Here is a 13,622-nt window from a genome sequence, read left to right as displayed (position 1 = left end):
TTCTGACACAGTTCCTGATCGAGGCGATTGCGCTGAGCGCTGCAGGCGGCGTGCTGGGCATCGGGCTCGGCGTGCTGGGCAATTTTCTGATCTACCGAACCACCGGCTTTTTTGTTCCCACCTCGTATACATCCGTTGCGATCGGGTTTGGCTTTTCGGCCATGATCGGGATAGGATTCGGTTATTTTCCCGCGCGGAAGGCGGCCAAACTCAATCCGATCGATGCCCTGCATTACGAGTGAAACGCCGCGGCGACAGGTTTTGCCGTACCGTTCCGCGGCCGGCGCTTGCTGATGGATGTCATAAACGGCTCTGACCGCTATCATGCGCCGGCGGTGTAAAACTGCCGACATTGTGGGTATAGATCCTCTGCCCATGTATAGCTGCAAATTTCTATCGGCGTGTATTGTTACGGTGTTCCTGCTGCTGCCGGGACCCGGAAGCCCCGACGCCCGGGGGCAAGGTATATTGCGCATGCAAACCGATACGCTCGACACGTCTTACCACGGCCTGACGGTGCGTTCGATACGGCAATTTTACGCGCGGCGTCAGGACCAGCTGTTCTGGACGTTGAGCCAGCACGGCACGGCGTCGGCCGATTCGCTTATGCGGTTTATCCGCCAGGTCCGCTATTACGGCTTGCTGCCCGAGTGGTATCATTTACCCGAACTGGAAGTGCTGATGCAGGGCGGCTTGCGGGAAGAAAACGCGTGCCGTTTTGAAGCGTTGCTGACCGATGCCTGGATCCTGTTGGTGCGCCACCTGCGGGTGGGAAAAACGGGTGCCGCAGATGAACGGACCGATTCCCTGGCCGTAGCGTGGCTCGACGATGCCGTGCTGCAGGGAACGCTTATCCATAGACTGGCGTCGATCGAACCTGCCTATGCCGGTTACCGCGCGTTGAAGGCGGCACTACGAACGTTGATCGATTCGTTACCGCCCGTGGAAAGAGAATTGATCCTGGCCAACGCCGTGCTGGCATCGCCGGCAGTCGCCGAGCAGGTCGCCAAACTGGAAATCAATCTGGAGCGCTGGCGATTAGAGCGGGTCTCGTTCGGGCGCCGCTATATATGGATCAATATCCCCGAGTTCATGGCCTATGTATTCGTAGATGATTCGCTCGTGCTGGCCTCGAAAGTGATCGTCGGCAGGCCCGATAAACCCACGCCCGAGTTGACGAGCGCGATCGAGTGTCTTATTACCTATCCGTACTGGCATGTCCCCCGCAAGATTGCCGTGGAAGAATATCTGCCGCTGATCCGACAGGATGTGAGCTTTCTTCGCAAAAACCGTTTCGACGTGCTCGATGCCGCTGGGAACATCCTCGTTCCCGACAGCCTGCCATGGCACACGTTCACCAAGCGGTATTTTCCCGTGCGACTGCGGCAGCGCGAAGGGGAGGACAATGCATTGGGAGTAATAAAATTCGAGTTCGACAACCCGTACGGTGTATACCTGCACGATACGAACGCCCGCTCGTTGTTCCGCAAAGACACGCGCGCGTTTAGTCACGGGTGTATCCGCATGGAAAAAGCGATAGCGTTTTCTCATTATCTCGTGACGGGGAGTCTTGCCGCGCGATCGGTGGAACTCGATCGTTATTACAATCAATCGATCCGGAAAGTGATCATGTTAAAACCATCGATGCCGATCTATGTGCGCTACTTTACATGCAACGTCAGTCAGGGCTCACCGGCGTGCTTCCCGGATCTTTACCGCAGAGATGCCAGGCTCTATCGGAAATTCTATATGCCCGACTCTCGCAAGACCATCGGAAGCCATGCCGGTGATTGAGCACGGCGGATTTCTGCTAGCGAAAATAATAGCGAAGTCCGAGGCGGAAGAATGCGCCCCGGCCGCAGGCAGGCTCGTCTTCGAGCTTATCGGCCCGGGCCCGCGTGTAGGCATACCCTACGGAAAACAGAAAAGTGGCTTGCTGCTGCCGGGGGTCGAGTGCGTGCAGCTCGGCTCCGCAGGCAGCATAATACCCGGGCCAGGCGCGCCGGGTGGAAAACTTGCCGTTCGTAAAAAGCTGGTACGCTCCGGCCTCACAGGAACCATTGATCTGCTCTAACAGCCGGCGGGTATATACCACTCCGAGCCACCCGGTGGTATATGCCGCCCAATGGCCGCGGGTCGCTTTGTACGCTTCCAGCCAGGTTCGATTCATTTGCAGCCGCAGCCGCAGGCTTTCCGCGAACAGGGAAGGCGAGCATACCTCGATGCCAATGGCCGGGTCATCGCCGGATTGGCCGATCGTCAACCCGGCAGAGCTGCTCGTCTTAAGCGGGTCGGAAGCCGTGGATTGGCCCTGCACGCGCGTGCCCGGCGGCAGCAGCAAAACGGTCATGATCGATACTATATAGTGCAGATGGTTCATAATGACGATAATATTTCGCGGCGCAAGGCGATGACGTCGTTAAGATAGTATCCGGTTTTTCGGGGCTATATGAGCAGGGTCAGCGTGTCTGACGATTATCGTCATGCACTGTTGTGTTTTACGGTGCCTGGGGAGACTTTTTCTCGTCTTTTTTCTGTAGCTTCGTCAGCAATACAATTTTGTACCCGGTACCTGTGCGCCGAACGCCCTTTTTCGGCTCGCTTCATGGTGAATCACTCGGTAAGCGCAATAAAGTGTAACGTAAAACACATGAAGAGCTATGAAAACAGTCCTTATTATCGAAGACAATCCGGAGATACGAGAGAACACTGCTGAAATTCTCGAGTTATCGGGCTTCCATGTGATCACCGCCAGCAATGGTCAGCAAGGTCTTGCGATGGTGACAGATCCTGTCCCTGATATCATTCTATGCGATATCATGATGCCCCAGGTCGACGGGTATGAAGTAATCCGGCAGCTCAAAGCCGATCCGGCGACGGCCTCCATTCCGTTCGTCTATCTCACGGCAAGAGGAGAAAAGAACGAGGTGAAGCTCGCGATGGATCTTGGCGCCTGCGGCTTCATCCGGAAACCCTTCGATGCCGGTGACCTCATCCGCACGGTGACCCAGTGCCTTCCTTAGGAGCTTGACTGCTATTTATGCGAATCGTCACCGCTTTGTCTCCGGCCCCCCGGGAACGTTCGTTGTATACTATCTGCATACTTAGCGGTGAGGATGAGAATCTTCATTTTGCCCGATGCCCGTCATCGTAGCCTCATCGTGGTGGTGTTAGTTTTGATTAAACTTAAACGAGGAGGTACTTATGAGCATAACACTTAAAAAAAACGGGGGATTCCCCTCCCTGTTTTCCGACTTTTTCGGTACGTCGCTGATCGACCGCGATTTCTTCGACGTGGGCAGTGATCTGTTTCCGTCGCGGCTCGGCATCAACGTGCCCACCGCCAACATCACCGAGAACCCGAAAGCCTACACGCTCGAGCTTGCCGCGCCCGGCTTGGAACGAAAGGACTTTACTGTTGCGCTGGACAACCATGTGCTTACGGTCAGTGCCGAGAAGGAGGAGGGCAAAAAGGAAAATACCGATGAGTATTCGCGACGCGAGTATTCATTTAATTCCTTCAGTCGCTCTTTTACACTGCCCGACAACGTGAGCGAAGGGGGCATCGATGCTAAGTATGAGAACGGTGTCCTGCGGGTTTCGATTCCCAAGGAAAAGGAATCGTCGCCGCGTGCAGCCCACAGGATCCAGGTATCATGAGACGCGTCTGTCTGCGCGTTCTTATTTAGTTGGCGAAAAAGGCGGATATCATCCGCCTTTTTTTCACACATGGAGTATTAAAATATAATATCAAAGCATCATGGCACAGACAACGATATCCGCCCTGACCGGTCTGAAGGAACAACTGAAGCCATACCTGAACAAGCCGCCCGGGCGAAAAGTGTTTGTGGGCTTCGATGGCTTCGTCGATAAGATCAAGAAAGCTGTCAAGGAGCGGCGGAACACCCAGACGGTATACTTCGGAACCATTCGCGACTTCACGGACCGGTTATTGATGGCCTGTGGAAAAAGCGGCCAGGTACAGATGGATACACAACGGATCAAGATCGGCGGGAATGCGCCGATCCTCGCGCACGCACTGGGGCAATGGGGTATAAAAAGTTATTGCCTGGGAAGTATGGGATATCCGCATGAGCACGAGTTGTTTTTGAAGATGACGCCGTCATGCGAAATCATCAGCGTGCTGAATCCCGGGCTCAGCGACGCGGTGGAATTTTCCGATGGAAAGCTGATCTTTTCGGAATTGGAAGTCTTTGATCAATATACCTGGGACTATATTAAACAGCGTGCCGGGCTCGCGCGGATCAGTCAGGCGACGACCGACAGCGCGCTGATGGCGTTTGTGGACTGGGCCAACCTGCCGCATGCGAGCGAGATCTGGCAAGGCGTATTGGAGGACGTGATCAAGCCGTCGAAGCGGAAAGATTTTATGTTTCTCTTCGACCTGTGCGATCCGGCGAAAAAGACCACGCAGCAGATCGACGAAGTGCTGGACTTGATGAGCTGTTTCTCTGCCTACGGGCGGGTAACGCTCGGGCTGAATGAGAATGAAACCTTGCGGATCTGGGCGGCGTTACGTGGCCTGGATTTCGTGCGCGACAAAGAAAAACTGCCGCCCGTCCGCGAAGCGGCCGCGTTCCTGTATCAGTCCATGAACATCGATACATTGCTTGTGCATCCTGTCGACCGGAGTATCGCCTGTCAGCGACAGCAGGTCGTCGAACTTGCCGGCCGGTATGTAAAGGAGCCCAACGTCCTGACCGGCGGCGGCGATAACCTCAACGCCGGATATTGTTTTGGACTGCTGGCCGGTCTCGATCTGCAGCAATGTATGCTGCTGGGGATGGCTGCGTCCGGATCGTATGTCGAGCACGGTGTGCATGCAGATCTGCCGGCGATCCTCGCCTACATCGACACCTGGATCGGTGAATTGGAAAGGCCGCAAACAGCGCCGGAGAAGCATGTGTTTGCTCACCGGCATGAATAAGAAAATCAAACAATCACAGAAATGAAATATTTGTTTTTGATGATGACCGGCCTGGCGTCGATGTCGTGGACTCCGGCCGGCACACCGTACATGCGCTCGGGCGATAAGGTTATCGTGGATGCCGTTGTAGAACACGACGTGTATCTCGCGGCGGGGATGGTTCTCGTACAGGCTCCGGTGCATGGCGATCTTGTTGCGGCGGGCGGCACGGCGATCGTGCAAGACACGGTCACACAGGATGTATTGATCGCCGGCGGCGACGTCACTGTAAGCGGATTTGTGGGCGACGACGTGCGATGCGCGGCGGGTACGGTCATGCTATCGGGCACCATTGCGGGCGACCTGATCGTGACCGGCGGGCGCGTTGTCGTGGCTAAGAGCGCTGTTATTCTCGGAAACGTCATCAGCAGCGGAGGGAAGGTGACGATCGACGGAACGGTTCACGGCGATATCGACGACGCATCGGGTACGTTTACACTCAACGGTACGGCAGAACGCAACGTTACCTGTAAAGGCGGGCGGATCGTCGCCAATGGTACAGTGAAAGGGAATGCCGTGCTGGCAGCTGAGACCATCACAATAGGGCCTGCGGCAACATTCGGCCAGGAGGTGCGGTATTGGAATCGCGCCGGCACACTGGTGACGGGAACGTCGCGGCAGGCCGTCCGGGCGACGTACGACCCTGCGCTGGAAGTGAACGAAGCACATTTGCAATACCTGGGCTTCGCCTCGCTCATCGTAGCCCTCTGGTACCTGGCCACAGCCCTGGTGATGATGGTCGTGATCCAGTACCTGTTCAGCCGCACCTTGCTGGGCGCCGCGACAACGGCACGCACGGTGTCACTGAAATCCATGGGCGTGGGCTTTCTGTTCCTGCTCGGGGCGCCGGTCGGCATCGTGCTCCTGTTTGTAACCGTCATCGGCATTCCCCTGGGCATTCTCGCGGCGCTCGCATATGTCACGCTGGTTGTGCTGGCCACGATCATTGTCGCGTTGCTGATCGCGAACTGGATCAATAACACGTTTTACGAGTCGGCGTGGGGCAACACGCGGATCGTAGCAGCGGCTTTTTTGATTTTCGTCGTCCTGAAATTTGTCACCTTCACACCGGTTGTCGGGCCAATGGTGATGTTGCTCCTCGTGGCTATGGCCTTCGGCGCTATCCTGTTGAATGTGAAGTGGTCGCGCCGGAAAGCGCTCGATCTTACGTAGTGCATACGTTCCGGCGGCCAGATCACCATTCCGACGACTCAAGAATCTGTTGAAGCTTGCTGGGGAGCGTTCCCAAGGCCTGCTCCATTTCCTCCGGGCTGACATAGACCTGCATTGTTTGGATCACGGCCCTGACGCATTCCAGGATCTCTCCTTTGCTGTCAAAGTCCCGCCAGGCGCTGTTACCGGCTTCATTCCATACCTCCGTCAGGAAATCGTCTACGGTGGTAACACGCTTGTGTTTGGCAGGCGACCATCCGTCTACATATACGGCTTTTATTGCCAGGGGCAGCTGTGCGATCATTTGCAGGGATTCTTCCACCGTCAGATGGTTGCGAAGCACGCGGAAGGTCGCGCGCAGAATACGGGCCGCATGGCCGCGATCTTCATTTTCGAGGGCCGATTCCAGGTAATGCAGGAATTCGTTTCCCTTGAAGGCGTATTTATCGAAGTCAAGTGTCATGTTTGCAGGGGTTAAATAGTTATAGCATTATTCTGTGATCTCCGGCAGTCCGGTCTTCTCAAACCGTCCGGTAATTTTGGTGATGTGGATGCGGTAGACCACCGCCTTGCGTTCTTTCTCGATGACTTCCGGCGGGGCGGGCACGACGTGCGGCCGCACCGTTTCGCTGGTAACAAACGGCGTGACCCGGTCACGCAGGATCTTCAGGCCGGCGTTCCGTTCACGTTCGGAGACGAGCTCCTGGAATTCGCCCCAGGCAATGACGCTTCGCCAGTTGCTCATGTTCTCGATCGCGTCGACCTGGAGGCACACCGCCGTGTTCTTTCGCATCATCCGCACCTTTTGTCCCTCGCGTGAGTGTGCATAGATATAGCCGTCGCGCAAAGCATACGTTACCGGTACGACGTAGATCTCTTTGCCGGCATAACAACCGATGCGACCGACCAGCTGGCTTTGCAGCAGGTGTCGCGCCTGTTCTTCTGTCAGGATGCCCATCATATGCATTTGTGCTTAGTCGCCCGGGGCATTGCGTCTGGAAACTTCGGCGGTCGCCGGCATGTTTTGCTGCATGCGCGGAAAACCTTTGAACATCTTACCGACGGCCCGGGCGATCACATCGTCCACCTTGTCTTTGCTGATCATGTCAAGGGTGGCCGTGGCCCAGCTTCGCCATACCAGGCTTTTTGTTTGCGGGTCCATCATGTCGATGATCAGGGTGCCCTCGCGGTAGGCATATACATGCATCCGGGCGCGCATCCAATAAGGACCGTAGAAATAGCCATACGGCTCCGGGGCCAGGACCGATTCGTCGTCCACCACAATGTGGTAATGAAGGAGTCGGTCGGGGTGTGTTTCGCTGTGTATATACCCGCGGCTGGTCAACTCTTTTTCCACGGCGCCCTTGATGCGCTTGTCGTTCAGCTCGTTGTAATAAAGAGGATTTTTACCGGCTTCCACATCCGTCTTGTCCGACCAGCCGAACGTGGTAAAGCCAGACACGTCATAGGCCGGATCGTGGTCTGTATAGGTCGTTATGGACGGACCGCACGCCAGCAGCAGGAGTGAGGGCAGGAGTGATACAAGATATTTCATAACATGCAATAGGATAATGTTGATCGTTCAGGGAGATATGGAAAAGCGGAAGTTGCACATCCGCTTTTCCTGTTACAGCGCCGGTCAGGCGAAGACCGCTACGTCGATCTCAATTTTGTTGTCTACCGTCCGGACGCCCGGGGCCGACCAGGCAACATTTTCAGCCTCTTTCTTTTCCGCCCAGGAACGTACTTTTCCGTGCAGGGTTACCCTGCTGCCGGAAGTATCAATTTTAATGGAGGAGGAGTCGATCGTGGCGCTGCGGTGATAGGCCGAAGCGATCTTATGTTGTATATCTTTGGTGTCGATCGATTGTTCCCTGATCGCGATGTTGTTGGAAACGCCGGTGACACCGATCAGGTTTTCGATGTATTGCTGCGCGTATCGTTTCTGGAAGGCGTAATCCACCTTGCCGTCGAGCGTTACCCAGCCGGTGTCCACCTTGACCTCGATCTGATCTTCATCCACCGCGCTGTTCCAGCGCAGCGCGTTGCGAACGGCTTCCGCTACCTCGGTATCGGTGCGTTTGCTTCCGCTGCTCAGCTTCACCTCGATGTCACAGGCCACGACCTTAACGCCCATGACGCGTTGTGCGGAAATTTCGGCTGCCCGTTTTTTCCAATAGCTGTCCACAACGCCGGAAAGTGTAATAACCCCATCCTTGGATGCCACGCCGATCTCGGTGGCAATGTTCTTCAGTTCCGGATCCCATTTGATCTCATCCATGACATCCCTGCGAAGCTCTTCATTTGTTTTCATACCTGTATATATTTTGTTTGACGATAATGATCTGTCACGCTGGTGAGCGCTTGATGTAAAACTATCAGCCCCGTGTGCGGTGCACGATGATGCCAATCGTCTGGTGACAAGACTTTGGTCGGGTGGCGGTCGCCGACGACAATCACGCCGGCCGATGACCCGGGTCATGTTACGTTGAAGAAGGCGCCGGTAGATTGGCGGTATAAATAAAAACGAATCTTATTATGAGAAGAATATGTGCGGATGAATGAGCTCGAGATCGCGAAGTGGAAGCAACTCAGGAAGAATAAAGCCGGATCGTAAAGATCGGGCATAGCAGTGCGTATAGATTTGATTTAACATGTAACGTTTATGAACAAAGGAAAAGCAGTTTTAGCGGTGCTGGCGGGCGTTGCCGCCGGCGCTGTGCTGGGCGCGCTTCTGGCACCCGACAAAGGTTCTGATACCCGCCGAAAGATCGTCCGCAAAGGGGGCGATCTGGCGGATGCGCTCAACGACAAGATCGATGAGAAGTTTGATGAGTTGTTCACCGCGGTTACCGGCCAGGTAAAAAAAACCGGTAGTCACTCCGAGCACCCGGTTCGCGAAAAGGAGTTTGCGGGATAATGGCCGGATCATGGCGAAGTAACCCTTGGCGATATGAAAGTACATTACGAAGTTCACGACCTGACGCGCGACACGTCGCCGTTATGCCTGGAGGACATTCCTGTGCCGGTGCCGGAGGAGCAGGAGGTGCTGATATTCCAGACGATCGATCTGACGTCTACCGCCAGTAGTTTTCGAGACGGATGTCGCTAAAATCGTTTTACTCATTGCAGCGTCCTCGAGCATAACGGCTAATTGTTACGTGGTGTTCGCAAGGCGTCATGGTATCGTTGATCCCGCAAGCCCCGGCTGCCGTGAGGCACGTGCGATAAAATCGACAGACGCTCTCAAGCGGATGCCCGTCTCCTGCGCAATGTCCTCCAGCGCGGGTGTTTGCTGGTCTGGTGCGATCGTCTCCAGGGGATTGATCGCCGATATGTCTACCTCGCCGTTTTCAGATTCCTGGATCACCACGTTGCAGGGCAGCATGATGCCGATGTGTGGCGCCAGTGTGATCGCCCGGTAGGCGAGCCCCGGATTATAGACGCCCAGGATCTTATAGTTCCGGAGCTCAACTCCCGGCCGATTTTGGAAAATATCGCGCAGGTCGAGCATATGAATAACCGTGAAACCCTGTTGGGTGAGGTTTTGAATCACCTTATTCAACACCTCCTCAAAAGGCATTTTAAGTTTGCGTGAATAGAATGTCATCTTTTTTTTCGAAAGATAGACACACCCCGGGCATCTGTGAAGAGCGAATGTCAGTACCCGGGCATGAGGCTTGTCAGGTTCTGTTATATACCCCTGAAAAGTTGTACGGATTCGAGATATACCGGCTTGAGCACTTTCCAGCCGAACCGGTGGCTGATCTCGTCGGCGTATGCGTCGATGTTATTTTTCTCGCCGTGTATCGGGAAAACAAACTTAGGCGCCTCCTGGAAATGCCCCATCCATTCGAATAATTCCTGCTTGTCGGCATGACCGGAAAGCGAGGTCATGTTTTCGACGGTGCACCGCACGGGAACATCTTCTCCGAAGATGCGGATGGCCGGCGCGCGATCGATCAGGTTCCTGCCGCGCGTCCCTTCGGCCTGATAACCGCTGACGACAATAGTGTCCTGCGCGTTCGGCAGCCGGTGGTAAAGATGATGCAGGATTCTTCCGCCCGCCATCATGCCGCTGGAAGAAATGATAATGGCATTGCTTTTTATTTCATTAAGACGCTTCGAGTGTTCGGAGGTTTTAACAAACATCAGCATGTTTGTTTCGAGCTTCCGGGCAAATTCCGTCTGGTTGAACTGCGCCTTATGATAGGTGGGGTAGCGGTAATACAAATAGGTTGCCGAGATCGCCATGGGGCTATCAATATATACCGGTATATCCGGAATCCTGTTTGTCTCCATCAACTGGTGAAGATGGTACAGGAGCAACTGCGTTCTTCCCACGGCGAACGCTGGGATGAGGACGACGCCTCCTTTGGCGAGCGCGCCGGTCACGATCCGCTCCAGGTCTGCCTCCGGGTCGGGCGCGGGATTGTCTTTGTTGCCATAGGTCGATTCGATAAACAGGATGTCGGCAGCCGTGATAATAGCGGGTGGTCGAAGCAAGGCGTCGTGGTTGCGACCGAGGTCGCCTGAGAAAACAATTTTTTTTCTTTGCGTAGCGCCATGGACATAGAGCTCGGTAATGGCGGAGCCGAGCAGGTGACCGGCATCCCTGAACACGAAAGACGTATTGTCACTGATCGTTATCTCCTGGTCATAGCCGTGCTCGCGCAGGAGCGGAAAGACCGTGGCGGCGTCTTCGGAGGTATACAGGGGTTTGGGAGGATCGTGCTTGGAATATCCTCTTTTCAGCGCAAACAGCGCTTCTTCCTCCTGCAGCTTGGCGGAGTCGAGCAGCATGATTTCCAGGAGACTGGCGGTTGGGGGTGTGCAATAGATAGGACCTTTGAACCCTTCTTTCACCAGGCGCGGCAAATAGCCGGTATGGTCTATATGCGCATGGCTGATAATGACTGCGTCGATCGAGTCGGCTTTGACGGGGAACGCCTCCCAGTTGCGCAATCGCAGTTCCTTCAATCCCTGAAAGAGTCCACAATCAAACAGCAACCGGAAATTGCCGATATCGAGAAGATACCGCGAGCCGGTAACCGTGCCGGTCGCACCCAGGAATTTTACTTGTACATCCATGGTGAAAGGTCTCGCATCGCGGGCGCCTTTTGCATGACAATAATCATCTTCCTGCATGATGATGCTCAACGGAAGACCGGAAATGGCACACTACATTCGGTTTATCAATAAATAATATTGCCATGAAGAAGATCCTGGTTCCCTATGATTTTTCAAAAACGGCAGCACACGCTTACCGTTTTGCGTTGGATGTTGCCGCCCGCGCGAAAGGCGCCACGGTGCACATCCTGCATGTAATAGAGTTGCCGGTGATGCATGATTCGGTGCTCATGCCTGTACTGGACTTTGAAACGCAGTTATTGAAGGAGCTGCGGGAAAAGGCCGAAAAGCAACTGACAGCGATGGTCGACAAGCATCCGCACGAAGACGTGAAGGTTGTTCAGCATGTACATTTCGGAGCGGTATTGAAATCGATCCGGGAGTATGCGCACGAGCAGGCCATCGACCTCATCGTCGCGGGATCCCACGGTGCATCGGGCGTGCGTGAGCTTTTTATCGGATCCAATGCCGAGAAGATCGTCCGCTTTTCGTCTGTGCCGGTATTGATCGTGAAAGAATATTACAAAGGGGCAATCAAGAATATCGTGTTTCCGAATACGTTGGACACGGAAGGGCAGGATGAACTCGTCAAACGCGTCAAGGCCCTGCAAAGGTTTTTTCATGCGGATCTTCACATCGTCTGGATCAACACGCCTTATAATTTTGCGTCCGATACCGAGACGTACGCCCGGCTGCACGATTTTGTCAAAAAGTATGGGATCCGGAATTATACCGTTCATGTATTTAATCACAACGACGAAGAGCAAGGGATCCTGGAGTTTGCCAGGACCGTGGGCGGAAACCTCATTGCTATGGGAACACGCGGAAGAAAAGGCGTCGCACACTTTTTCAATGGCAGCGTGGCCGAGGACGTGGTGAACCATAGTTCCCACCCCGTCTGGACATATAGTCCGCAAGAGGCCGAATCCGCCTGATGGATTGGCGGCGGCGGTTGGCGTGACGATGATTTTCGTTGTATCTTGGTCCGCTGGCACTATATGCCAGGAGGATTTCAAAGCGCCAACCAGTATGGATTTTTCACTTGTGACAAATGAGGCCTACCGGGAGATATTTCAGAGCATGTCCGAGGGCATCATCATGGTAGATGAAGCCGGTACGATTGCCATTGCCAACCGGGTGGCTGAGCAGTTATTTGGATTTGCGCCGGGCGGGTTAGCCGGGGCGCCCCTGGAATCGCTGCTGCCGGAACGTTACCGGAAAGGGCATGTAAACTTCCGGAGAGCGTTTAATGCCGATCCGCACCCCCGGCGCATGGGATTCGGGCGTGATCTGACAGCCTTACGGCGTGACGGGACCGAGTTCCCGGTGGAGATCAGCCTGAGCTTCACGCAGGTACAGGAAAAACTGATGGTCATGGCTTTTATCAGCGATATTTCCCAGCGCAAGCAGGCCGAAGATGCCCTCCGGCGAAGCGAGGAACAACTGATCGTATATGCGGCCGAGCTCGAGAAAAAGGTGGAACTGCGCACCAACGCGCTGAACCAGACCATCTCCCGGCTGGAGGAGGAGATCGCTGAACGCAAGCGGGCCGAGGAAGATGCCCGGCGCGCCCTGGAAAGAGAAAGAGAGCTCAATGAGTTGAAATCGAAATTCGTTTCCATCGCCTCCCATGAGTTCCGCACGCCACTCAGCACGGTTATGAGCTCCGTATCCCTGATCCGGCAATATAAAGAACGGCAGGAATATGAAAAGCAGGACAAGCACATTGATCGCATCAAGTCTTCGGTAAACCACCTGACGCTGATCCTGAATGACTTTTTGTCGCTCGGCAAGCTGGAAGAAGGCAAGGTGGATATCCAATCGGAACCGGTCGTTCTATCCGCCTTCCTGGATGAGATCCGCGAAGAAGTGCAGTCGTTCCTCAAGCCGGGCCAGGTGGTTACAACGGCATGGCCGCAGGCCGTGATGGAGGTATGGACAGATCCGCGTACGCTGCGCAATATCCTTTTCAACCTGATATCCAACGCCAGCAAGTATTCCGATCCGGGCAAGCCGATCGAGGTCTCTGTGGAACAGCAGAACGGCCGTGTAGTTTTTCAGGTGCGCGACCAGGGAATAGGGATACCGGCCGACGACCAGAAGCACCTCTTTGATCGGTTTTTCCGGGCGAGTAACGCCGGCAATGTACAAGGTACGGGACTCGGCCTGCACATTGTGAAACGGTACGCCGATCTTATCTCCGGCGAAATTTCTTTCACCAGCGTATACGGCGAGGGCAGCACGTTTCACGTCAGTATTCCGCATCGTTGACCGTTGACGCGGTGTTCGTCTCCACGCGGGTGCTGACCTACGTGATACCGGAGTCGCCCCT

Annotated in this window: 17 protein-coding genes; 10 read left to right on the top strand and 7 right to left on the bottom strand. The window is 54.8% G+C overall.

Going from position 1 to position 13,622, the window contains the following annotated elements; translation table 11 throughout:
• Positions 1–242, top strand: a 242-nt coding sequence (locus KK078_RS07965) for an ABC transporter permease (RefSeq protein WP_317195880.1), incomplete at its 5' end; no start/stop codon positions are given.
• Between the two features lie 133 nt (positions 243–375).
• Positions 376–1,794: a L,D-transpeptidase family protein gene (locus KK078_RS07960; protein ID WP_254089720.1), complete on the top strand. Its 1,419-nt coding sequence runs from the start codon at positions 376–378 to the stop codon at positions 1,792–1,794.
• 16 nt (positions 1,795–1,810) lie between these two features.
• Here the strand turns inward: KK078_RS07960 and KK078_RS07955 are convergent, their stop codons facing one another.
• Complete coding sequence (locus tag KK078_RS07955; protein ID WP_254089719.1) at positions 1,811–2,380, bottom strand: hypothetical protein; 570 nt, start codon at positions 2,378–2,380, stop codon at positions 1,811–1,813.
• A gap of 280 nt (positions 2,381–2,660) precedes the next feature.
• On the opposite strand from KK078_RS07955, the gene KK078_RS07950 reads away from it, so the two are divergent.
• From KK078_RS07950 to KK078_RS07935, 4 genes are all read left to right on the top strand, one after another.
• On the top strand, positions 2,661–3,023 hold the full coding sequence (locus KK078_RS07950) for a response regulator (RefSeq protein ID WP_254089718.1): 363 nt from the start codon (positions 2,661–2,663) through the stop codon (positions 3,021–3,023).
• Positions 3,024–3,204: 181 nt separating this feature from the next.
• Complete coding sequence (locus KK078_RS07945; RefSeq protein ID WP_254089717.1) at positions 3,205–3,660, top strand: Hsp20/alpha crystallin family protein; 456 nt, start codon at positions 3,205–3,207, stop codon at positions 3,658–3,660.
• A 100-nt stretch (positions 3,661–3,760) separates the two neighbouring features.
• Positions 3,761–4,948 carry a hypothetical protein gene (locus KK078_RS07940; protein ID WP_254089716.1) on the top strand — a complete coding sequence of 396 codons (1,188 nt, stop codon included), beginning with the start codon at positions 3,761–3,763 and terminating at the stop codon, positions 4,946–4,948.
• A 21-nt stretch (positions 4,949–4,969) separates the two neighbouring features.
• Positions 4,970–6,160 (top strand): bactofilin family protein, encoded by a 1,191-nt coding sequence (locus KK078_RS07935; RefSeq protein ID WP_254089715.1) that lies wholly within the window; start codon positions 4,970–4,972, stop codon positions 6,158–6,160.
• 22 nt (positions 6,161–6,182) lie between these two features.
• Here the strand turns inward: KK078_RS07935 and KK078_RS07930 are convergent, their stop codons facing one another.
• The 4 genes from KK078_RS07930 to KK078_RS07915 form a co-directional block, all read right to left on the bottom strand.
• Positions 6,183–6,623 (bottom strand): DUF2267 domain-containing protein, encoded by a 441-nt coding sequence (locus KK078_RS07930; RefSeq protein WP_254089714.1) that lies wholly within the window; start codon positions 6,621–6,623, stop codon positions 6,183–6,185.
• Between the two features lie 27 nt (positions 6,624–6,650).
• A complete protein-coding gene (locus tag KK078_RS07925) occupies positions 6,651–7,121 on the bottom strand; it encodes a pyridoxamine 5'-phosphate oxidase family protein (protein WP_254089713.1) in 471 nt (156 codons plus the stop codon).
• A 12-nt stretch (positions 7,122–7,133) separates the two neighbouring features.
• A complete protein-coding gene (locus KK078_RS07920; RefSeq protein WP_254089712.1) occupies positions 7,134–7,715 on the bottom strand; it encodes a DUF4136 domain-containing protein in 582 nt (193 codons plus the stop codon).
• An 84-nt stretch (positions 7,716–7,799) separates the two neighbouring features.
• Entirely contained in the window at positions 7,800–8,474 is a 675-nt protein-coding gene (locus KK078_RS07915; RefSeq protein ID WP_254089711.1) for a BON domain-containing protein, read from the bottom strand.
• 351 nt (positions 8,475–8,825) lie between these two features.
• Between KK078_RS07915 and KK078_RS07910 the strand changes: the two genes are divergently transcribed.
• Positions 8,826–9,080 (top strand): YtxH domain-containing protein, encoded by a 255-nt coding sequence (locus KK078_RS07910; RefSeq protein WP_254089710.1) that lies wholly within the window; start codon positions 8,826–8,828, stop codon positions 9,078–9,080.
• A gap of 33 nt (positions 9,081–9,113) precedes the next feature.
• Positions 9,114–9,272, top strand: coding sequence for a hypothetical protein (locus tag KK078_RS07905; protein ID WP_254089709.1), 159 nt, complete (start codon positions 9,114–9,116; stop codon positions 9,270–9,272).
• A 66-nt stretch (positions 9,273–9,338) separates the two neighbouring features.
• Here the strand turns inward: KK078_RS07905 and KK078_RS07900 are convergent, their stop codons facing one another.
• The gene (locus KK078_RS07900; RefSeq protein ID WP_254089708.1) at positions 9,339–9,770 is read right to left on the bottom strand and encodes a DUF302 domain-containing protein; all 432 of its coding nucleotides are present in this window, start codon (positions 9,768–9,770) and stop codon (positions 9,339–9,341) included.
• Between the two features lie 83 nt (positions 9,771–9,853).
• Positions 9,854–11,320, bottom strand: coding sequence for an MBL fold metallo-hydrolase (locus KK078_RS07895; RefSeq protein WP_317195879.1), 1,467 nt, complete (start codon positions 11,318–11,320; stop codon positions 9,854–9,856).
• Positions 11,321–11,373: 53 nt separating this feature from the next.
• Between KK078_RS07895 and KK078_RS07890 the strand changes: the two genes are divergently transcribed.
• Together KK078_RS07890 and KK078_RS07885 are read left to right on the top strand one after the other, a co-directional pair.
• Positions 11,374–12,225: a universal stress protein gene (locus KK078_RS07890; protein ID WP_254089707.1), complete on the top strand. Its 852-nt coding sequence runs from the start codon at positions 11,374–11,376 to the stop codon at positions 12,223–12,225.
• A gap of 94 nt (positions 12,226–12,319) precedes the next feature.
• Complete coding sequence (locus KK078_RS07885; RefSeq protein WP_254089706.1) at positions 12,320–13,561, top strand: sensor histidine kinase; 1,242 nt, start codon at positions 12,320–12,322, stop codon at positions 13,559–13,561.
• Positions 13,562–13,622: the final 61 nt, after the last annotated feature.

This window comes from Dawidia soli (assembly GCF_018598185.1).
Taxonomy (GTDB): domain Bacteria; phylum Bacteroidota; class Bacteroidia; order Cytophagales; family Cyclobacteriaceae; genus Ohtaekwangia; species Ohtaekwangia soli.
Note: the sequence above shows the minus strand (reverse complement) of the source record. Positions and strands in the feature narration are given on the sequence as shown.